The 20,996-nt window shown below is 27.5% G+C and carries 20 protein-coding genes and 1 tRNA gene; 10 read left to right on the forward strand and 11 right to left on the reverse strand.

Translation table 11 applies throughout. The annotated features are described in order from the left end of the window. Positions 1-13: 13 nt before the first annotated feature. Positions 14-526: a shikimate kinase gene (locus tag PB7211_RS00600; RefSeq protein ID WP_008545277.1), complete on the forward strand. Its 513-nt coding sequence runs from the start codon at positions 14-16 to the stop codon at positions 524-526. After that, positions 513-1,619, forward strand: coding sequence for a 3-dehydroquinate synthase (aroB, locus tag PB7211_RS00605; protein WP_008544391.1), 1,107 nt, complete (start codon positions 513-515; stop codon positions 1,617-1,619). Before PB7211_RS00600 ends, aroB begins: the two co-directional genes overlap by 14 nt. Here aroB and PB7211_RS00610 read toward each other — a convergent pair. Next, positions 1,608-1,868 (reverse strand): BolA/IbaG family iron-sulfur metabolism protein, encoded by a 261-nt coding sequence (locus PB7211_RS00610; protein WP_034398677.1) that lies wholly within the window; start codon positions 1,866-1,868, stop codon positions 1,608-1,610. The two genes, aroB and PB7211_RS00610, sit on opposite strands and share 12 nt — an antisense overlap. A gap of 17 nt (positions 1,869-1,885) precedes the next feature. Between PB7211_RS00610 and PB7211_RS00615 the strand changes: the two genes are divergently transcribed. From PB7211_RS00615 to PB7211_RS00625, 3 genes are read left to right on the forward strand one after another with little or no spacing between them, the layout of a single operon-like run. Further along, positions 1,886-2,419, forward strand: a complete 534-nt coding sequence (locus PB7211_RS00615; RefSeq protein ID WP_008545714.1) for a J domain-containing protein — start codon at positions 1,886-1,888, stop codon at positions 2,417-2,419. Further along, a complete protein-coding gene (gene cobS / locus PB7211_RS00620) occupies positions 2,403-3,377 on the forward strand; it encodes a cobaltochelatase subunit CobS (protein WP_034398680.1) in 975 nt (324 codons plus the stop codon). Before PB7211_RS00615 ends, cobS begins: the two co-directional genes overlap by 17 nt. Further along, positions 3,378-5,177, forward strand: coding sequence for a cobaltochelatase CobT-related protein (locus PB7211_RS00625; RefSeq protein ID WP_008544918.1), 1,800 nt, complete (start codon positions 3,378-3,380; stop codon positions 5,175-5,177). Here the strand turns inward: PB7211_RS00625 and PB7211_RS00630 are convergent. The 5 genes from PB7211_RS00630 to PB7211_RS00645 form a co-directional block, all read right to left on the reverse strand. Next, positions 5,174-6,451: an ActS/PrrB/RegB family redox-sensitive histidine kinase gene (locus PB7211_RS00630; protein ID WP_008545189.1), complete on the reverse strand. Its 1,278-nt coding sequence runs from the start codon at positions 6,449-6,451 to the stop codon at positions 5,174-5,176. The genes PB7211_RS00625 and PB7211_RS00630 overlap by 4 nt on opposite strands. 2 nt (positions 6,452-6,453) lie before the next feature. Continuing rightward, positions 6,454-8,514 (reverse strand): DNA gyrase subunit B, encoded by a 2,061-nt coding sequence (locus PB7211_RS00635; RefSeq protein WP_008545184.1) that lies wholly within the window; start codon positions 8,512-8,514, stop codon positions 6,454-6,456. A 114-nt stretch (positions 8,515-8,628) separates the two neighbouring features. Continuing rightward, positions 8,629-8,718 (reverse strand) — tRNA-Ser (locus tag PB7211_RS00640). Further along, complete coding sequence (locus PB7211_RS08125) at positions 8,672-9,688, reverse strand: glycosyltransferase family 9 protein (protein ID WP_083780128.1); 1,017 nt, start codon at positions 9,686-9,688, stop codon at positions 8,672-8,674. The genes PB7211_RS00640 and PB7211_RS08125 overlap by 47 nt, the downstream gene beginning before the upstream one ends. Further along, positions 9,685-10,524 (reverse strand): glycosyltransferase family 2 protein, encoded by an 840-nt coding sequence (locus tag PB7211_RS00645; protein ID WP_008546081.1) that lies wholly within the window; start codon positions 10,522-10,524, stop codon positions 9,685-9,687. The genes PB7211_RS08125 and PB7211_RS00645 overlap by 4 nt, the downstream gene beginning before the upstream one ends. Before the next feature lie 33 nt (positions 10,525-10,557). Here PB7211_RS00645 and rfbB point away from each other — a divergent pair, with 33 nt between their 5' ends. From rfbB to rfbC, 5 genes are read left to right on the forward strand one after another with little or no spacing between them, the layout of a single operon-like run. Next, positions 10,558-11,577, forward strand: coding sequence for a dTDP-glucose 4,6-dehydratase (gene rfbB, locus PB7211_RS00650; protein ID WP_008544817.1), 1,020 nt, complete (start codon positions 10,558-10,560; stop codon positions 11,575-11,577). Then, positions 11,574-12,455 carry a sugar nucleotidyltransferase gene (locus PB7211_RS00655; protein WP_008544815.1) on the forward strand — a complete coding sequence of 294 codons (882 nt, stop codon included), beginning with the start codon at positions 11,574-11,576 and terminating at the stop codon, positions 12,453-12,455. The genes rfbB and PB7211_RS00655 overlap by 4 nt, the downstream gene beginning before the upstream one ends. After that, entirely contained in the window at positions 12,448-13,302 is an 855-nt protein-coding gene (locus tag PB7211_RS07815; protein ID WP_008545137.1) for an NAD-dependent epimerase/dehydratase family protein, read from the forward strand. The genes PB7211_RS00655 and PB7211_RS07815 overlap by 8 nt, the downstream gene beginning before the upstream one ends. Positions 13,303-13,320: 18 nt before the next feature. Continuing rightward, a complete protein-coding gene (locus PB7211_RS00665) occupies positions 13,321-14,523 on the forward strand; it encodes a DegT/DnrJ/EryC1/StrS family aminotransferase (RefSeq protein ID WP_008544996.1) in 1,203 nt (400 codons plus the stop codon). Next, positions 14,514-15,059, forward strand: coding sequence for a dTDP-4-dehydrorhamnose 3,5-epimerase (gene rfbC, locus PB7211_RS00670; protein WP_034399198.1), 546 nt, complete (start codon positions 14,514-14,516; stop codon positions 15,057-15,059). The genes PB7211_RS00665 and rfbC overlap by 10 nt, the downstream gene beginning before the upstream one ends. Before the next feature lie 19 nt (positions 15,060-15,078). Here the strand turns inward: rfbC and lepA are convergent, their stop codons facing one another. The 5 genes from lepA to rpmI are packed head-to-tail and all read right to left on the reverse strand — an operon-like array spanning position 15,079 to position 20,970. After that, complete coding sequence (lepA, locus tag PB7211_RS00675; protein WP_008545640.1) at positions 15,079-16,887, reverse strand: translation elongation factor 4; 1,809 nt, start codon at positions 16,885-16,887, stop codon at positions 15,079-15,081. Between the two features lie 2 nt (positions 16,888-16,889). After that, on the reverse strand, positions 16,890-19,298 hold the full coding sequence (pheT, locus tag PB7211_RS00680) for a phenylalanine--tRNA ligase subunit beta (protein WP_008544115.1): 2,409 nt from the start codon (positions 19,296-19,298) through the stop codon (positions 16,890-16,892). Continuing rightward, positions 19,295-20,362, reverse strand: a complete 1,068-nt coding sequence (gene pheS, locus PB7211_RS00685) for a phenylalanine--tRNA ligase subunit alpha (RefSeq protein ID WP_008545386.1) — start codon at positions 20,360-20,362, stop codon at positions 19,295-19,297. The genes pheT and pheS overlap by 4 nt, the downstream gene beginning before the upstream one ends. Positions 20,363-20,405: 43 nt before the next feature. Beyond that, the gene (gene rplT, locus PB7211_RS00690; RefSeq protein WP_008544130.1) at positions 20,406-20,762 is read right to left on the reverse strand and encodes a 50S ribosomal protein L20; all 357 of its coding nucleotides are present in this window, start codon (positions 20,760-20,762) and stop codon (positions 20,406-20,408) included. 1 nt (position 20,763) lies between these two features. Then, positions 20,764-20,970: a 50S ribosomal protein L35 gene (gene rpmI, locus PB7211_RS00695; RefSeq protein WP_008545827.1), complete on the reverse strand. Its 207-nt coding sequence runs from the start codon at positions 20,968-20,970 to the stop codon at positions 20,764-20,766. Between the last annotated feature and the right edge of the window lie 26 nt (positions 20,971-20,996).

A 20,996-nucleotide genomic window follows, 5' to 3' on the forward strand; every position in this document is an offset into this window, starting at 1 on the left:
AATAAAGAAACTTATGAAATCAAAAGAAAATCTAATTTTTTTAGGGATGATGGGATCAGGAAAGAGTTCTATTGGCTCTTTAGTTGCAAAAAAATTACAATTAAATTTTATAGATATTGATAATGAAATTGAGACTGAGCTAGGATTGTCGATTAAAAAAATATTTGAAACAAAAGGTGAGAATTATTTCAGAAAATTTGAGGAAAAAATTACATTAAAAAAACTAAAATCAAAGCCTGTGGTTATATCTCTTGGGGGTGGTGCATTTACAAATAGAAATATTAGAAAAGAGGTAATAAAAAATCATTTATCTTTTTGGTTAAATTGGAGTGATAAAATATTGGTGAATAGAATAAAAAATAGTAAAAAAAGACCTTTGGTGTCAAATGCTTCTGAAAATGAAATTATTGATTTAATTAAAAAACGGTCTAACATTTATTCAAAAGCTTTATATAAAATTGAATGTGATAGCTTAACTAAGAAAGAAATTGTTAAAAAAATTTTAAATATTTATGAAGCCCATTAAATTAAAGATAGATACTAAAAGCCAAAAATATCCCATTATAATTGGATCTAATTTAGTTTCAAATTTAGCAAATATTGCAAAAAATAATTCAGTTAATTTTAAAAAATGTCTTCTTATTATAGATGGAAATATATCAAAAAAAATTATTTCTAAAATAAAAAAATCTTTAAGCAAAAAAAAACTCTACATTTTTATTTTCAATGCAAATGAAAAAAATAAAAATCAAAATAGTATTAATAAAATTTTAGATATTCTTTTAAAAGAAAACTTTTCTAGAGAAGATTGCCTAATCTCAATTGGTGGCGGAATTACAGGAGATATTAGTGGCTTTGCTGCTAGTTTGTTCAAAAGAGGACTAAAATTTATAAATGTTCCAACAACCCTTTTATCGCAAGTAGACTCTTCAATTGGAGGAAAAACTGGAGTTAACACTAAATATGGAAAAAATTTAATTGGAAGTTTCTATCAACCTCATTTGGTTGTTTCTGATATTCAATTGTTAAAAACACTTCCGAAAAGAGAAATAATATGTGGATATGGCGAAATTTTAAAACATTCTTTAATTGCTGATAAAAAAATTTTTAATTATTTAAACAGAAATAGTAAAAAAATTTTAAGCCTTACTTCGCCGTTTATAGAAAAAACAATTTACGAAAGTTGTAAAATTAAAAAAAATGTTGTTGAAAAAGATGAAAAAGAAAAAGGACTTAGAAAAACTCTAAATTTTGGGCATACATTTGCACATGCATATGAGGCATCTTTAGGCTACTCAAAAAGGCTAAACCACGGTGAAGCAGTGATACTTGGAATGAAAACTGCTTTAAATTTTAGTTTTAAGAATAATTTGCTTAAAAAAAAAGAGCATAATTTAATTATTAATCATATAAGCAATTCGAATTTACCGTCAAAAATAAATAAGTTTTTTAATTTTAAGGATTTAAGTAAAATTTTATCCTTTATGCTTAAAGACAAGAAAAATAATTCAGATAAAATTAGTTTAGTTTTATTAAAAAAAATTGGCTCCCCCTTAATCAATAAAGAATATACCAAAAAAATGATAGCAAATTTTTTAAAAAGTGAATTAACTAATTAATATTTGTATTGAATGAATAGACATCTTTAGTTCTTCATCTAATATCTTATAAATTTTTTTATTACTTTCTAATCTATTCATTTTTTTTAGTTCAATTGACTTAAGATGAATTTTTAAGTGGAATTTACCTTCTTTATTTCCAGCATGGTTTTTATGAAGGAAAGACTTATCCTCAATTCTTATACTTTCAATATTAATTTTCTCTTCAAGCTTTTTTTTTACAATTGCAATTAATTCATTTATATCCATAAATATTATTATATATCATGAAAAATATTTGTGACTGGAATAATTGTAATGAAATTGGTGAATATAAAGCTCCAGTGGAAAAAGATAATAGCAAAAAATATAGAATGCTTTGTCTTGAACATGTAAAAGAATTTAATAAAAATTGGAATTATTTTTCAGGTATGAATGATGACCAGGTTTTAAATTTCTTAAAATCAGATATGATTTGGCATAAACCCACACAAAGCTTCAGTTCTTCAGATATTTTTTTTAAAGTTCTTTGGAATAACACTTTAAGAGATGAATTAGATAAAGATAAGATTAATGGAGAATATGATCATATGCGTCAATTTAAATTTAATCATAAAGACATTAAAGCCTTTGGAATATTAGGTGTTTCAGTAGGTTTAAAATGGAAAAAAATTCAAGATAAGTTCAAATTACTTGTCAAAAAATTTCACCCAGATATAAATGCCGGAAATAAAAAATATGAAGAAAAACTAAAACTAATCACTTTAGCTTATACACAACTTAAAAATACTTATAGAGAAAAAATTGACACCAAATCTTGACACGCAGCCGGACATAAAAGTTTCATTAAAGCAAACTTTTGGAATCGATTCTGAAATGGAAGTAGATGCATTTTCAAAAAAAAATGAATATGTCCCTGAAATTGATAAGACTTATAAATTCGATAGAGACACTACGCTAGCAATAATTTCTGGTTTTGCTTTTAACAAAAGAGTTTTGGTGCAAGGGTATCATGGAACGGGAAAATCTACACATATAGAACAAATTGCAGCACGATTAAACTGGCCTTGTATCAGGGTAAATTTAGATAGCCATGTAAGTAGAATAGATTTGATAGGAAAAGATGCCATCGTATTAAAAGATGGTAAACAAGTTACTCAATTTAATGAAGGTATTTTACCATGGTCTATTCAAAATCCAGTAGCACTTGTTTTTGATGAGTATGATGCGGGTAGACCAGATGTAATGTTTGTAATTCAAAGAGTTTTAGAGGCTGAAGGAAATTTTACACTTCTTGATAAAAATAAAGTTATTAAACAGAATAAATTTTTTAGATTATTTGCTACATCAAATACTGTTGGTTTAGGTGACACAACAGGTCTTTATCATGGAACACAACAGATCAACCAAGGGCAAATGGATAGATGGAATATTGTTACAACACTTAATTATCTCAGTCTTGATAGAGAGCTAGATATTGTTTTAGCCAAAAATAAAAATCTTAATAACGCTAAAGGTAAGGAAAAAGTTGCCAATATGATAAAGGTAGCATCTTTAACTAGAAAAGGTTTTATTGCAGGAGATATATCAACTGTAATGAGTCCAAGAACAGTTATGCATTGGGCTGAAAATTCTGAGATTTTTAAAGACACTGGTTATGCTTTTAGAGTGACTTTTTTAAATAAATGTGATGAGATTGAAAAAAATACTATCGCAGAGTATTATCAAAGATGTTTTGGAGAAGAATTACCAGAGTCATTGATTAATATTCAAATCTAAATGAGTGATAAAATAACCAGGCTTAAAGAAAAGTTTAGATTAGCATTAACCTCTACTGCAAAAGTAATTTCTGATGATTTTGAGTTAATAAATAAAACTTCAGAAGAAAAAAAAAATAAAGATTTAAATTCAATTGAAATTAATGATTTAACAAATCCTAGTGATTTTATAAGATTAAGAGCTGAAACAGACTCTGCTGCTTTAAAAAAAAAATTTTCTAACGACCAAATTTACAAAAAAAATCTTCCATTAAATAACTCTTCTAGATCACTGTATAATATAGCAGAAAAAATAAGATATGAGGCTTTGGGTGGAAAAATGCTCAAAGGGATTGAAAAAAATTTTCAAGAAAATTACTCATATATAATAAATAGTAAAAGAAAAGATCAATTAAAAACTAAAGAAGATGTACCTGTGACAGAAGCATTTGAGCTATATATGCTTAAAAATTTTCACGAAATAAAGTTAAGTCCTTTAACAACAAAAATACTAAATTTTTGGGAACATGATTTTGACCAATCAGTAGGTAAACATAAGAAATTTTTGCAAGATAATCTTGAAGATCAAAATAACTATAGTTCCAGATTTTCTCAAATCTTAAATGAAATGGATATTTTTCAAAATGATGAAAACGATGAAAAAAGAGAGGAAAATCAAGATCAAGGACAAGATAATCCTTCAAATGATGATCAAGATAAAGAAACTGAAGACAATAAAGATGAAAATAATGAAAATGAAACACAAGCCTCATTAGATGCAGACTATAACGTTGATGAATTTAATCTTGATGAACAACTTTCAGATGTTGAGTCTGATGAACAAAGCTCAGAGCAAATAGTTCAAAAGAATATTGAAAATTTAAACTTAGATTATAAAATTTTTACAACACAATACGATGAAGTAATAAAAGCTGAAAATTTAGAAAATGCAGACGAAGCAGTTAAACTTCGTAGAACTTTAGACCAGCAATTAATTGGTTTTCAAGATGTAATTACTAAACTTGCAAATAAACTTCAAAGGCAACTTTTAGCTAAACAAAATAGAGCGTGGGAATTTGATTTAGAGGAAGGTTTGCTTGATAGTTCGAAATTACCAAGAATTATAATGGATCCATATAATTCCCTTTCTTTTAAAAAAGAAAAAGATTTAGATTTTAAAGATACAATTGTGACTCTACTTATTGATAATTCTGGTTCAATGAGAGGAAGACCAATTACAATAGCAGCAATATGTGCTGACATACTTTCTAGAACCTTGGAAAGATGTTCGGTTAAAGTAGAAATATTAGGTTTTACTACTAAAAACTGGAAAGGTGGACAAAGTAGAGAGCATTGGAACAAAAACTCAAAACCTAAGACACCTGGAAGATTAAATGATTTAAGACATATAATTTACAAAGGCGCAGATACTCACTGGAGACAAGCTAAAAATAATCTAGGTCTGATGCTAAAAGAAGGGTTACTTAAAGAAAATATTGACGGAGAAGCAATTTCCTGGGCATACAACAGGTTAAAAAAGAGAAAAGAAGAAAGAAAAATATTAATGGTCATATCTGATGGGGCACCAGTTGATGACTCTACTCTTTCTGTAAACTCAGGTGATTTTTTAGAAAAGCACTTAAAAAAAATGGTAAAATTTATCGAAAATAAAACAGAAATAGAAGTTTTAGCAATCGGAATCGGCCACGATGTTTCAAGATATTACAACAGAGCAATTAAAATTACTGATGTTAATGAATTAGGTGATGTGATGATATCTCAATTAAGTTCTTTATTTGACACAAAAAAAAAGTTTCACTAAATTTTAAATAAATCTCTGTTACTCCATTTAATAATCACTTCAGCTCCACTTCTAGTTTTTGAATTTCTACAAAGAATCGATGCAAAATTTTTTTCTAAAAGAGTTTTTCCAATAAATAATCCAAGTCCTAACCCTTTTTTAGATTTTTCTTGTGAACTTGAGCTTAAATAGGGTTCCCCAATTTTCGGCAAAACATCTTTAGGATACCCATTTCCATCGTCTTCAATTGTGATTTCTGTTATTTCACTATCACTTTTTAGGTTTATATAAACTGAACCTTTAGAGAACTTATTAGCATTTCCAACAAAATTTCTTAAACCATAAACTATTTCTATAGATTTAGTTATTTTTTTAACATTTGAGTCTTGATCGTAATTAAAGATAAATTGTTTTTTACTAATTTCTCTAAATGATGAGATAATTTCTGACAAATATTCTCTCATGGTAAGATCTTTATCGATAAAATCATCTTCTTCAACAGGATCAATAGTTAAACGCTTTAAGATTTCATTACATCTTTCAACTTGGCTAGATAATAACTCAATATCTTTTTCAACCTCTTTTTGTCCTTTAAACTGTCTTAACAAATCTTGAGTGATTATCTTAATTGTAGAAAGTGGTGTGCCTAACGAGTGAGCGGCAGCTGCAGCTTGTCCTCCTAATGACAAAAGCTCATGTTCTGTTGCCATTACTTCTTCCATTTTTGCAAGCGCCTCTTTTCTTAGGCGAGATTGAGAGCCAAATGTCATCGCAAAGAAATTTAAAAAAAATAGAGCTATTATTAACGATGCTGGGATAGCGTAATAATAATATGGGCTTACATGAAAATGACCACTGATTGGGCCAGGTAAATTATTTGAGTAAAATGTAAGAAAAATAATTACTATAGTAGTTAAAGATACAAGCAAAGAATTGGTTACAAAACTTAAGTTGGATGATGAAAAAACACTTGGAATTAACAAAAATATTACAAAAGGATTAGAAACTCCTCCCGTCAGATAAATCAAAATACCTAATTGAAAAATATCAATAACTAAAAATATAAATGCTGATCTATCTGATAATTGTGTTTTTTTATAAATAAAGATTAAATATAAATTGCTTAGGATACCAAAAAATATTGTTAAGTTTGAAACAAGTACATTAAAATCAAAATTTAAAATAAAAAATACAAAGTTAACTGCAATAAATTGTCCTGCTATTCCTATCCACCTTAAACTTATATATGTAGATTTTTTAAAAGAATGATATTTTGAAGTTTCAAAAAACTTCATTTTTAGATATCAAGATTTTGTACATTTATTGCATTAGAGATTATAAAATCTTTTCTTAAAGCTACGTCATTACCCATTAAAGTATGAATTAAACTTTGATCTTTTTTTAAATCTTTAGAATATTGAACTTGAAGTAAATTTCGATTTTCAGGGTCAAGGGTTGTACTCCATAATTCTTCCGGATTCATTTCACCCAGTCCTTTAAATCTTTGAATATTCATTTTTGATTTTTCTAGTTCTAATTCTTTGATATATTCTTTTGATCCCTTTTTAATTTTTTTCAGCTCTTTACTATTTTTCACTATGTAGTTTTCCAATTCCAATTCGTCTTTGATATAAATTCCTTTAGTGCCTTTGTTAATTTTAAATAGTGGCGGTTGTGCCAAATAAACATGCCCATTTTCTATTAATTTATTAAAAGGTTTGTTATTAAAGAAAGTTAATAGCAAAGCTCTAATATGTGAACCATCAACGTCGGCATCGGTCATGATAATAATTTTTCCATATCTTAGATCTTTTAAGTCTATCTCTTGAGTTTTTGGATCCAAACCTAGCGCATTGATTAAAGTTACTATTTCGTTTGAGGAGATCATTTTTGATAAAGCTTTTGTTCTTTGTTGTTCAGATGCATCTCCGTTTCCATTCTTTTTTACACTTAGATCTTCAACATAAGTGTTCAAAATTTTACCTCTAAGAGGTAAAACTGCTTGATTAGCTCTATTTCTTCCTTGTTTTGCTGATCCACCCGCTGAATCTCCCTCAACAATAAACAATTCAGTGCCTTCTTGTTTGCCTATCTGACAATCAGCTAATTTTCCAGGTAATCCACTTAATTCAAGGGCACCTTTACGTCTTACATTTTCTCTTGCCTTTCTAGCAACATCTCTTGCCATTGCAGCTTGAATAACTTTTGCTAAAATAATTTTTGCTACCGACGGATTTTGATCAAACCATATAGATAATTTTTCATTGACGACTGTTTCTACAATCATTCTAACTTCAGATGAAACTAATTTATCTTTTGTTTGAGATGAAAATTTTGGATCTGGTATTTTAGTGGATAATACACAAGTAAGTCCTTCTTTTATATCATCTCCAGATATTGCCAATTTATTCTTTTTTAAGAGGTTATGCTCGTTAGCATATTTATTAACAACTCTTGTCAGCGCACTTCTAAAACCTAATAAGTGTGTTCCACCATCTTTCTGAAATATATTATTTGTATAAGGAAATATATCTTCTGCATAACTTGCATTCCACTTTAGCGAACATTCTAACTCTATATTATCTTTTTTTCCCTCTATATAAATCGGTTTCTTGAATAAATCGTTACCATTTTTATTTTGTAATTTTTCTCTTTTTTCATCTAAAAAATTTACAAATTCAAGTACACCACCATCAAACTTAAATTCTGAGACTTTTTCTTTTTTTAAACTTGCATCTGTAAAAATAATTTTAATTCCTTTATTTAAAAAAGCTAATTCTCTCATTCTCTTAATCAAAATATTTGCACTAAACTTTATTGAAGAGAATATTTCTTTAGATGGTAAGAAAGTTATTTGAGTGCCTGAGTTCTTTGATTTTCCAACTATTTTTAATGGAGCAATTGCTTCTCCATTTTTGAATTCGATAAAATGTTTTTTTCCATCTCTATTAATTTCTAATTTTAATTTTTCTGACAATGCATTTACAACTGAAACACCTACGCCATGTAATCCACCTGAAACTTTGTAAGAATCATGGTCAAATTTTCCTCCTGCATGAAGTTGGGTCATAATAACCTCGGCTGCAGATTTCTTTTCTCCTTTATGCATGTCGACTGGTATACCTCTTCCATCATCATTTACTGTTATTGTTCCATCAGAATTAATTCTTACATTTATATTTTTACAATGGCCTGCTAGTGCTTCGTCAATGGAATTATCTACTACCTCGTAAACCATATGATGCAAACCTGTTCCATCATCTGTATCACCGATATACATTCCTGGTCTCTTTCTAACTGCTTCAAGACCTTTTAGAACTTTTATGGAATCTGCTTGATATGTATTTTTGTTTGTCATTTTTTTAATTTTAGGAAAAAAAAATTATAACATTTTTATAGAAAAATGCTTAATTATCTTTAACAAAGTTTGCTAAAATAGTTAAATAAAGCTCTAAAAATAAAGTTTATTTGATGGCGGAGAGAATGGGATTCGAACCCATGAAAGGATTGCTCCTTTACACGCTTTCCAAGCGTGCGCCTTCAACCACTCGGCCACCTCTCCTATTTAAAAGTTTTGATAATTCATCCAAAACCTTTTCAATTTTTATTGTGTGTATTGATGTAGGTGAACGATTAACATTTGACTCAATATCTACGTGTTTCAATAATTTTGAGTAAGATTGAGGTGGACAATCACCCTGAATAACTAGCGTTTCTACATCTAAATTAACAGATAAGTGGGAAAATCCAGTGTCATTACCTATGCAGAATTTACATTTTTTTAAATACGGAATCACATCGCTAATCTTTTTATCTGATGTAAAAATTATATCTGTATTTTGTATAAACTTTTCTTTTATTAAATTCTCATCTTTTGATTGATCTAATCCACTTATAATTAAAAATTTTTTATAATTTTTTTCTTTCAAAAATTTTAAGATTTTCAAATAATTACTTATAGCCCATCTTTTTTCATTTCCAGAAGCTGCAATGATTATTCCAACAGTGTCTCTTAAATTATTTTCTGTACTAGATAGTGGTTGAAAGTCAATTTTTTGAGAATTGGTAATTTTTTTTACTGCCTCTAAGGCTTCATCATCACTTTTGGTTTTTGAAAAAAAACTTGAATAAAATCTTTTATTCTTTTTTAAAAAAAAATTTTGAAATTTAAATCCTAATCCCCAAATCTCTTTAATATTTGAAAGATACGCTATTAATAAATATCTTAAAGAAGGGTGAAAAACATAACATTGCTCAATTTGAAACTGATTTATTTTTTTAATATTTTTAATTATTGATTTAATATTACTAAAAATATATTTAATTCCTTTTTTTGGCTCATCTATATATAGGACATCTTCACAAAAAGAGAGTGATTTTAAATAGTGTTCAGCTTGTGTTGACTTTTTTGTAAAAAAAATTATTTTTGAGTTTAAGTGATTAGCTAATTTTTGATAGCAATACATTTTAGAAACAAACTGGCCCCAGCCTTTTCCAGGATCAATTATTAAAATTTTATTCATTAATTTCATCTGTCAAAATTAAATTTTGGTCTATACCAAGAAGTTCTGCCTAATAAAGAATTCAGTGCACCAGAGAATCTCATTGATTTATTTATGACTTCTTTTTTATTAAGTAAAGCAATATAGAAAATAATCTTCAATAGTTGTATGAATAATAAAGAAGAAAATTTTAAATAAACTAAAAAAATATTAAAATATTTTTTTTCAAAATAGACTTTTGACCAACCCCAATGCCAATTTCGACATTTATCAAATTCAAAACCAATATTTGTTGATTTTGCTCCTAAATGAAAAACTTTAGCAGTTTTATTTATAAAAATTTTTTCATTATTTAATCTGAGCCTTTTGCATAAATCTAATTCCTCAGCATATAAAAAAATGTTCTCATCAAACATGCCGTAATGCATTATTTTTTTTTTATTTACTAACATTGCAAAACCTTGAACACCTTCAGTTTCATTTATATCGCTGTCTAGATAACCATAATGTTTATATTGTGAAATAGGTGATATAATTGAAAAATTATTCTTTAATTTATTGATACTTTTTAACATATTCTTCTCACAATCTTTTTTTAAAGCTACGTCTGGACTCAATATGAATACAAAAGGAGTTTTTGATTTTCTAATAATTTTATTATTTGCGGCTCCATAACCTAGATTTTTTTTTGATAGTATAATTTTTATTTTTGGATATTTTTTTTTAATTTTTTTTTTTAAAATTTCATCATTTGAATTGTCTAAAATGATTATATTTTCAATTTTTTTAATACTTTTAAGACAGTTAAAAATAACATTTTCACTTCTAAAAGTAACAATACCAACAGTAATTTGATTATAATTCATTTACAATGTCTAATATATTGCGATACTTAAAAAATGAAAGAAAATTTAATTGTCACTGGCGGTTTAGGTTTTATCGGAAGTAATTTAATAAAGTTACTTTTAAAAAAAAAATTTTCAATCATCAATATTGATAACGTTTCATATTCATCTAATTTTTTTAATTTAAAAGATCTTCCAAAAAAAAATTACAAATTCATTAAATGTGACATTAATAATAAAAAAAAACTTGTTAATATCTTTAAAGTATACAAGCCCCTCGCTATCTTTAATCTTGCAGCAGAAACACATGTGGATAGATCGATAGACTCACCAAAATCATTTATAGAAAGCAATATAGTGGGTGTATTTAATTTACTAGAGGCTTTCAGGGAACATTATAAAAAATATAAAAAAATTAAATTAATACATATTTCTACCGATGAAGTATTTGGTGATATTATAAAAGGAAGATCCAATGAAGATTATCCTTATAAACCTAGCTCACCTTATGCAGCAAGTAAAGCATCATCAAATCATCTTGTTTCTTCTTATGTAAGAACATTTAAAATACCAGCAATTATAACAAATTGTTCAAATAATTATGGTCCCTGTCAACATCCTGAAAAATTAATTCCAAAACTAATTTACAACATTCTTAATAACATACCTTTACCAATTTATGGTGATGGTAAAAATTCAAGAGAATGGATATTTGTTGAAGACCACTGCGATGCATTATTTCAAGTATTCAAAAAAGGTAAGATAGGAGAGTTCTACAATATAGGTTCTAATAAAAATTATAACAATCTTGAAATTACAAAAAAACTTATAAATATCTCATCACAACATATTAAACCTGGCAACCATGTCAAAATTAAGTATGTCAAAGATCGACCAGGGCATGATAAAAGATATGCTTTGAATAGTGATAAAATTAATAAGAAACTTTTATGGAAATCCTCAACAGGAATTAATAAAGGACTTAAAAAAACTTTTTTATGGTATCTAAATAATCAGAAATATTTTAAATCAATAAAAAAAATTCATATAACAAAAAGGCTCGGTACAATATGATAAAAAAAGGTATAATACTTGCTGGTGGAAAAGGAACAAGAATGAGTCCATTAACCAAAGCAGTAAATAAACAATTACTACCTATTTATGATAAACCTCTAATTTTTTATCCATTGTCAATTTTGATGCTCTCTAAAATTAAAGATATTCTAATTATTGTAAATAAAGGGCAACTAGATCAATACAAAAAATTATTACCAGATGGTAAAAATCTTGGAATTAAAATAACATACATAGAACAAGATAAACCAAGGGGATTACCAGATGCATTTATACTAGGTGAAAAATTTATTGGTTCAGATAACGTCTCCATGATATTGGGTGATAATTTTTTTTATGGTCAAAGTTTATCAGATACTCTTAAAAGGTGTGCTAATCTTAAAATCGGAGCAAAAGTTTTATTATATAAAGTTAATAATCCAGAACTATTTGGGGTTGCAAAAATTGACAGAAAAAGCAAAAAAATTAAAGCTTTAAAAGAAAAACCAAAAAAGTTTATTTCAAATCAAGCTGTAACTGGATTATATTTTTTTGATAATAAAGTAATTAAGTATGCAAAGAATTTAAAACCTTCAAAAAGAAAAGAGTTGGAAATAGTTGATTTGCTTAATAAGTACAAAACTAAAAAAAAACTCTCTGCGGAATTTCTTGGTAGAGGTGGGGCTTGGCTTGATACTGGATCTATAGAAGATTATTATAAAACTTCAGCATTTGTTCAGGCAATTGAAAATCGTCAAGGTTTAAAAATAGCTTGTCTTGAAGAAATTGCTTTATTAAATAAATGGATATCAAAATCTCAAATAATGAAACAAGTAAAATTTTATGGAAATTGTGAATACTCGAATTACTTAAAAAAAATTATAAAAAAAAGTGCCTAATATATTATTAACAGGAGCAACTGGATTTATCGGCTCTAATATTTTAAAAGCAATAAAATTAAATAATAAAGTATTTGTACTTCAAAGATTTAACTCAAAAATAATAATTAATAAATCCAATAATATAAAAATCTTAAAATTTAAAGATTATAATTCCCTTTCGAATAAACTTAAAAAAATTAAAGTAAATACGATTATACATTGTGCAACTCATTATAAAAAAAAACATTCCTATAAAGATATTTTTAAGTTTGCAGAGTCTAATATCATGTTGGGAAATATAATATTGGAAAATATAAAAATTTTAAATGCAAAACAATTTATTAATTTTTCAACAACATGGGAAGATATTGATAATAAAGAAAACAATCCAAAAAATTTATACGCTGCTTATAAAAAAAGTTTTAACTGTATTATACAATACTACAAAAAAAACTTTCCCAATATTAATTTTATTGACCTGATGGTAGTAGATACTTTTGGAGAAAATGATAAAAGACAAAAATTAATAAATACTTTAAGGAAAAATTATAATCAAAAGAAAATAACAAAAATAATATCAAAAAAACTATATCTTAATTTGATCAATGTTGAAGACATTGTGAGCGCCGTAAAAATTATTTTAAAAAATAAAATTCGACCAGGAAAATATATTCTAAAAAATACAAATTATCTAAATATTTTTAATTTAGTTGAATATATTAACAAAAGTAATAGCAATAAGATAAAAGTTAAATGGCTATCAAGCTCTTTAATAAAAGATAAAATATTAAAATATAAAAAATTAAATTATTGGAATCCTAAAAAAAGTAATATAGAGAATATAAAGAATTTAATTTTAAATTAACTTTACTTACAATTATTTATGAAAAAAGTTTATTACGGTAAGGCTGTTTACGATAATAAAGAGATTAATGCAGTTCTTAAAGTTCTCAAAAATGACAGTTTATCTCTAGTGGATGGTAAAAATGTTAAAATCTTAGAAAAAATAGTTTCATCTTTATTTGGAAAAAAATATGGTTTAATGGTCAATTCAGGATCATCTGCAAATCTACTTGCTATTGCATCATTAAACTTTAAAAAAAATTCAGAGATAATTACTCCAAATTTGACTTTTTCAACTACTGTGGCTCCAATTTATCAATTAGGTTTGATACCTCATTTTATAGGCGTAGAAGAAAATAAGTTTTTAGCCGACCCATCTCATATAGAAAAATGCATCAATAAAAAAACTGTTGCAATAATGATTCCAAATTTACTAGGCAATATAGCTGATTGGAAAAAAATTCATTCGATAGCTAAAAAACATAAACTTAAAGTTATCGAAGATTCAGCCGATACTATTGGTTATACTATTGACAAAAAAAATGCTGGGAAATATTCAGATATAACAACAAATAGTTTTTATGCATCACATATTATCAATGGAGCAGGAACAGGAGGAATAGTTTGCTTCAACGATTTTAAATTATACCAAAGAGCTAAACTTCTCAGGGGGTGGGGTAGATCTTCAGCTCATTTTAACGAGTCAGAAAGTATTAAAGATAGATTTAATGTTAAAATATCTGGATTTGATTATGATGCAAAATATATATTTTCAGATCTTGGTTATAACTTTTTACCTTCAGAGATATCAGCTACATTTGCTATCGAACAAATTAAAAAGCTAAAAAATAACATAAATATAAGAAATAAAAATTTTGATTATTTGAAAAATTTTTTTGGAGATTATGATGATTTATTTAATCTACCTGAACAATATAAAAATGTAAAAACACCATGGCTAGCTTTTCCTCTAGTAATAAAAGAAAATAAATATTTTAATAGAAAAGAAATGCAAATTTTCTTTGAAAAAAATAACATTCAGACGAGAACAATTTTTACTGGTAATATATTAAAACAACCTGTTATGAGAAATAAGACATATAAAAAACATCCTCAATGTGACGCAATTGCAAATAATGTTATGAAGAATGGAATTTTGCTTGGGTGCCATCAAGGAATGAAGAAAAATGAATTAGATTATATTTGTCAAACATTTTTAAAATTTCTAAAAAATTGTCAATAATAAAAACTAAATTTCCTGGATTAGTAATTTATAAAAGAGAAACTTTCGATGATAAACGAGGATATTTTAGAGAATTATTTTTAAAAAAAGATTTAAATAAAAAATTTGTATTTGATTATTATTCTTTATCAAAAAAAAATGTACTAAGAGGATTGCACCTACAACTCAAAAAACCTCAAGGAAAACTAATAACTGTACTATCTGGAAAAATTTTCGATGTTGCTCTTGATTGTAGACCAAAATCAAAAACTTTTAGACAATTTTATACTGTAGAATTATCTGAAAATGAAAATATTTCTTTATATATTCCAGAGGGGTTTGCTCACGGATTTTGCAGTTTAGCTAATAATACTCTTTTGCATTATAGATGCACAAATTATAGAGATAAAAATTCAGAGACTGGTATTTATTGGAAAGATAAAGATTTGGCCATTAATTGGCCAAAAAAAAAATTTTTTGTGTCTTCTAAGGATAAAAAAAATATCTTATTTAAAAATTTTTTAGAGTCTAAAATATTTAAAAAAATTAAGTTTTAGGAATAAAAAATTAATTCTTTTATTTTTCTTTGCTTATTTTAAGAACACCTATAAATGCTTCTTGAGGTATTTCTACTCTGCCAAATTGCTTCGATCTAGCTTTACCTTTTTTTTGTTTTTCCAAAAGTTTTCTTTTTCTATCGGTAGCTCCACCACCATGAATTTTAGTTAATACATCTTTTTTGAAGCCTTTTATAGTTTCTCTTGCTATGATTTTTCCACCAATTGCTGCTTGAACTGGTATCATAAAATTATGTCTTGGAATTAAATCTTTGAGCTTTTCACAAACTTCTCTTCCTGTTCTTTGGGCAAAATCTTTATGTATCATCATAGCCAAAGCATCAACTGGTTCAGCATTTACTAAAATTCCAAGTTTGACTAAATCTCCTTCTCTATGTTCAATAATTTCATAATCAAAACTAGCGTAACCACTTGTCATTGATTTTAAACGATCATTAAAATCAAAAACAACTTCGTTAAGAGGTAGTTCATAATTAACAACTGCTCTATTACCTGAATAACTCAAATTGGTCTGCACACCTCTTTTATCTTGGCACATCTTAATTATTGATCCTAAATATTGATCAGGTGTAATAATTGTTGCCTTTATCCAGGGCTCTTCAATTGTTTTTATTAATGTTGAGTCAGGCAAACTTGATGGATTGTGTAAATCTATAGTACTCCCATTATTCATATAAACTTTGTAAACAACACCTGGTGTCGTAGTTAATAAATTGACATCAAATTCTCTTTCTAATCTTTCTGTTACAATTTCCAAATGAAGTAATCCTAAAAAACCACATCTAAAACCTAATCCCAATGCTGAAGAAGACTCAGGTTCAAATGAAAAACTTGCATCATTCAATTGTAATTTTGCTAACCCATCTTTTAATTTTTGATATTCAGAACTATCTACTGGAAATAGTCCACAAAAAACTACTGGCTTACTTGGTTTAAAACCAGGCAAAACCTCCTTCAATGGTTTTGCTGCATCACAAATAGTGTCACCAACTTTTGTTTCGGATAAAACTTTTATTCCAGTTGTTATAAATCCTATTTCACCAGCATTTAATTGATTAATATCTGTAGCTTTAGGTGTAAATACCCCAACTTTTTCAACGATATATTCTTGATTAGTAGACATCATTTTAATTTTCATATTTTTTGAAATCTTTCCATCAATTACTCTAACTAAGATAACAACTCCTAAATAAGTGTCATACCAGCTATCAACTAGTAAACATTTTAAATCTCCAGAAACTTCGCCTTTGGGACCAGGTAGAACAGTTATAATTTGTTCTAAAATATCATTAATACCTTCTCCTGTTTTTCCAGAACAAGGAACAGCTCCTTCCGTATCTATGCCTATTACTTCTTCAATCTGTGTTTTCGTTTTTTCCAAATCTGATGCAGGTAAATCAACTTTATTTAGTACTGGTACAATTTCATGATTTATGTCTAATGCCTGATAAACATTTGCAAGTGTTTGTGCCTCTACACCTTGAGTACTATCCACAATTAAAATTGATCCTTCGCATGCATATAGAGATCTACTTACTTCATAACTAAAATCAACATGGCCCGGTGTATCAATAATATTTAGAATATAATTTTTACCATCTTTTGCTTTATAATTAAGTTTTACAGTTTGTGCTTTGATGGTAATCCCTCTCTCACGCTCAATATCCATTGAGTCTAGTACCTGTGCCTTCATTTCTCTTTCAGTAAGTCCGCCACAACTATGAATTATTCTATCTGCTATCGTAGATTTACCATGGTCAATATGCGCAATTATTGCAAAATTTCTTATATTATCAATGTTTGCCATTACTATGATCTTATCTTAGCGTCTAGTTTGGACTCTACGGCAGTGATAATTGTTTGGTTTATTTTGTTCAAATCATCTTCATTTAGTGTTTTTTCAGATGATTGAATTGTTACGTTTAGTGCGATAGATTTTTTGTTATCTGGTATATTTTTACCTTCATATACATCAAAAACTTTAACCGACTTAATTAAATTTTTATCAACATTTGCTATTATTTCAATTAACTCTTGAACTTGAAAATCTTTGTCTAAGATAAAAGCAAAATCTCTTTCTGATTTTTGAAAGTCAGAAAATTTATTTTTAGTTTTTTGATCTTTAAGAGATTTTTTTGGTTGTTTAATATTATCTAAAAAAATTTCAAATCCTACTAGAGCCTCTATTTTAATATCTAATTTTTTTAAAACATTAGGATGAATATCTCCAAAATAAGCTACTACTTTTTCTTTACCTTTGTTTAAAAAAACTCTTCCAGATTTTCCTGGGTGATAATAACTTGGTGTTTCTATATCAAAATATAGATTTTCCTTAGAATATCCTGCCTCTACTAGGCTTTTAATCACATCACTTTTGACATCAAATAAATCAACTAATCTCTCTTTTTCTAACCAACTCTGTCTGAAAATCTTTCCAGATTTTAATCCACCTACAACTGTTTGTTGCTCACCTGGTTTTTTTCCAAGGAATGTAGGTCCTATTTCAAATATTGATAAATCTTTAAATCCTCTATCTAAGTTTTTATTTAAATGAATTATTAAGTTAGAAAATATCGAGCTTCTTAAAACATCTAAATCTGAGCTTATTGGGTTAACAATTTTAATTTCTTTATTTTTTTCAAGAAATAATTGATTAATTCTACTATCAGTAAATGACCAAGTAATTGCCTCTAAATAACCTTTTGAAGCAACAGCTCTTTGTAAAAAATGAAATAATTTTTGCTTTTTATTTAAAGTTTCTTTTTGTCGAACTTTTTGAGGTTCTATTAATTCAATATGTTCATAACCTTTAATTCTTATTAGTTCTTCAACTACATCGATTTCTTGGGAAATATCTGGTCTCCAAGAAGGAATCTTGAGCTGTAAGTTTTTTTGATTTTCTTTAATGACAAACCCTAAATCATTCAAAATCTTCATCATTTCATCTTTTTCGATTTTTATTCCAGTTACTTTTTCAAAAATCTTAGGATTAAATTCTAAAGATTTATTTTCATATTTTTTAATGTTTTGGATATCAATATCACTTACTTTACCACCACAAATTTCTTGAATTAAATTAGATGCTTTTTTTAAACCTTGTTCGATTGATAATGGATCAATGCCTCTTTCAAATCTAAATTTTGCATCAGTATCGATATTGCAAATTTTTGAAGATTTTCTAATAGATCTAGGCAAAAAATAAGCAGACTCAATTAATACATTTTTTGTATCAAGTTCTGTTCCAGATCTAGTACCTCCAATTATTCCACCTAAGCCCAATACACCTGAGGCATCTGAAATTACGCACATTCCCTCATCAAGTTTATATTCCTTATTATCTAATGCTGTAAAAGTTTCATTTTTTTTTGAATTTCTGACTATTATTCCCTTGTCAATTTTATCAACATCATAAGCATGGAGAGGTCTATTTAAATCAAACATTATGTAGTTGGTAATATCAACAATGGCTGAAATTGGTTTTTGCCCTATAGAAATTATTTTTTCTTTTAGCCAATCTGGACTTTCAATATTTTTTACTCCAGTAATTAAACAGCTTCCAAATATTGTGCACGCTTGATTTTCTTCATTTTCAATTTTTACACTAACCGTTTGTTTTCCATCTTTTTTTAATTCATTTTCTTTAAAGTCTTTTAATTTACCTGAGCCTGCTGCAGCCAGATCTCTGGCAATTCCTCTAACACCTAAACAGTCTGCTCTATTTGGTGTAATAGATATATCAATTACGTTTGAATTTTTTTTTGGAAAATAATTATCTCCAATCTTATTTTTAAAATCATTCGATGAAAGCTCAGTAATACCATCACTTTCATCTGATAAATTTAATTCAGACTCTGAACATAACATCCCATAAGAGCTAACTCCTCTAATTTTACTGACTACTAATTTCATTTGATTTTTAGGAATAACCGAACCTGGTGGGGCATAGATTGTAAACAAACCTTCTTTCGCATTTGGAGCACCACAAACAACTTTGACAGGATTTTCTTTACCTATATCCACATCACAAACTCTAAGCTTATCAGCATTTGGATGCTTTTCTACTTTTAAAATTTTTGCAACAATGAACTCATCTAATTCGCCACCTTGTTTTTCAACACTTTCAACTTCTAAACCAACATCTGTAAGTTTTTCTATTATCTTATTTTCATCTAATTTTGTATCTAGATGTTCTTTTAACCAGTCAGATGTAATTTTCATCTACTTAAACCTCTATAACTTGAAGGTACATCAATTGGATCGAATCCAAATTGATTTAACCATCTGTAATCACAATCAAAGAATGCCCTTAAGTCATTGATTCCATACTTAAGCATCGCCAATCTATCTATTCCAATTCCAAAAGCATATCCTTGAAATTTGCCTGGATCCACATTAACATTTTTAAGAACATTAGGATGAACCATTCCACAGCCTAAAATTTCAAGCCATTTGTCTCCCTCACCAATTATTATTTTTCCATCTTTAATTTCGTAACCTATATCTACTTCAGCCGAAGGTTCCGTGAATGGAAAATGGCTTGGTCTAAATCTCATTTTTATCTTATCAACCTCAAAAAATTCTTTAATAAAATAATTTAAACAGCCTTTTAAGTGACCCATATTAATATCTTTATCAATATGTAAGCCTTCTACTTGATGAAACATTGGTGCATGTGTTTGATCACTATCAGATCTATAAGTCCTTCCAGGTGCAATAATCTTAAAAGGTGGTTTATCATTTAACATGGTTCGAATTTGAACAGGAGAAGTATGTGTTCTTAAGAGTAATTCTTTTTTTTCATCTAGATAAAAAGTATCATGCATATCTCTGGCTGGATGATTATCTGGAGTATTTAAAGCTGTGAAATTATTATATTCATTTTCAACATCAGGACCTTCCTCAACACTAAAACCAATTTCAGAGAAGATAGAGGAAATTTCATCAATTACTTGAGATACTGGATGAATTTTACCCTCTGCAAATGGTCTCCCTGGTAATGTAATATCTACTTTTTCTTTTTCTAGTTTTTGATTTATTTCTTTAATTTCAATTTCTTCTATTTTTGAAACAATTAAATTTTGTAATTCATCTTTTATATCATTTAATTCTGACGCAAATTTTTTTCTTTCATCCTCTGGAATTTTACCAAGTTGTTTAAATTGAGAACTTACTAATCCATTTTTGCCAAATAAATCTGTTTTAATTTCATTAATTTGATTTACATCTAAGTCTTTGCTTAGCTTAAGAAGATATTCGTCTTTAATATTTTTAATATCTGACATTTTAAGAGATTATTTCTTCACCGGCGAAAAACAATAGTGAAGATTAATTTAGAGCAGATTGAGCTTTTTGAACAATAGTTTTAAAGGCTTCTGGGCTATCGTATGCTATTTCTGCTAATATTTTTCTATCGATAGTTACTCCACATTTACTAAGTCCATTAATAAACTTTGAATAAGTCAATCCCTCGGCTCTTACTCCGGCATTAATTCTTTGGATCCATAATGCTTTAAAGTCTCTTTTTTTATTTCTTCTATCTCGATAAGCATATTGCATAGCCTTTTCCATGGCTTGTTTTGCAACTCTAATAGTATTCTTTCTTCTGCCCCACTGGCCTTTTACTGCCTTTAAAACTTTTTTATGTTTAGCTTTACTTGTGACACCTCTTTTAACTCTTGCCATTTTAACCTCTTAAACTGTAAGGCATATACGACTTAACAATTTTTCCGTCTTGTTTTGACATCGTTGTTGTACCTCTTAATTTTCTAATTTGAGAATTTGTTCTTTTAATCATGCCATGTCTTTTACCAGCCTGGGCAGTCATGACTTTACCTTTTGCAGATATCTTAAATCTTTTTTTTGCTGAGCTTTTTGTTTTTAATTTTGGCATAATTCTGCGGTGTTATACAAAGATTG

It is taken from the genome of Candidatus Pelagibacter sp. HTCC7211 (assembly GCF_000155895.1).
GTDB lineage: Bacteria > Pseudomonadota > Alphaproteobacteria > Pelagibacterales > Pelagibacteraceae > Pelagibacter.

Excerpts from the sequence above, each read along its gene's own strand:
- PB7211_RS00630 (WP_008545189.1), bottom strand. The coding sequence starts at position 6,451 with ATGAAGTTTTTTGAAACTTCAAAATATCATTCTTTTAAAAAATCTACA.
- lepA (WP_008545640.1), bottom strand. The coding sequence starts at position 16,887 with ATGGCAAACATTGATAATATAAGAAATTTTGCAATAATTGCGCATATT.
- PB7211_RS08125 (WP_083780128.1), bottom strand. The coding sequence starts at position 9,688 with ATGAAATTAATGAATAAAATTTTAATAATTGATCCTGGAAAAGGCTGG.
- PB7211_RS00645 (WP_008546081.1), bottom strand. The coding sequence starts at position 10,524 with ATGAATTATAATCAAATTACTGTTGGTATTGTTACTTTTAGAAGTGAA.
- PB7211_RS00625 (WP_008544918.1), top strand. The coding sequence starts at position 3,378 with ATGAGTGATAAAATAACCAGGCTTAAAGAAAAGTTTAGATTAGCATTA.
- aroB (WP_008544391.1), top strand. The coding sequence starts at position 513 with ATGAAGCCCATTAAATTAAAGATAGATACTAAAAGCCAAAAATATCCC.
- rpmI (WP_008545827.1), bottom strand. The coding sequence starts at position 20,970 with ATGCCAAAATTAAAAACAAAAAGCTCAGCAAAAAAAAGATTTAAGATA.
- PB7211_RS00615 (WP_008545714.1), top strand. The coding sequence starts at position 1,886 with ATGAAAAATATTTGTGACTGGAATAATTGTAATGAAATTGGTGAATAT.
- rplT (WP_008544130.1), bottom strand. The coding sequence starts at position 20,762 with ATGGCAAGAGTTAAAAGAGGTGTCACAAGTAAAGCTAAACATAAAAAA.
- PB7211_RS00655 (WP_008544815.1), top strand. The coding sequence starts at position 11,574 with ATGATAAAAAAAGGTATAATACTTGCTGGTGGAAAAGGAACAAGAATG.
- pheT (WP_008544115.1), bottom strand. The coding sequence starts at position 19,298 with ATGAAAATTACATCTGACTGGTTAAAAGAACATCTAGATACAAAATTA.
- pheS (WP_008545386.1), bottom strand. The coding sequence starts at position 20,362 with ATGTCAGATATTAAAAATATTAAAGACGAATATCTTCTTAAGCTAAGC.
- PB7211_RS00600 (WP_008545277.1), top strand. The coding sequence starts at position 14 with ATGAAATCAAAAGAAAATCTAATTTTTTTAGGGATGATGGGATCAGGA.
- rfbB (WP_008544817.1), top strand. The coding sequence starts at position 10,558 with ATGAAAGAAAATTTAATTGTCACTGGCGGTTTAGGTTTTATCGGAAGT.
- PB7211_RS00665 (WP_008544996.1), top strand. The coding sequence starts at position 13,321 with ATGAAAAAAGTTTATTACGGTAAGGCTGTTTACGATAATAAAGAGATT.
- PB7211_RS00610 (WP_034398677.1), bottom strand. The coding sequence starts at position 1,868 with ATGGATATAAATGAATTAATTGCAATTGTAAAAAAAAAGCTTGAAGAG.
- PB7211_RS00635 (WP_008545184.1), bottom strand. The coding sequence starts at position 8,514 with ATGACAAACAAAAATACATATCAAGCAGATTCCATAAAAGTTCTAAAA.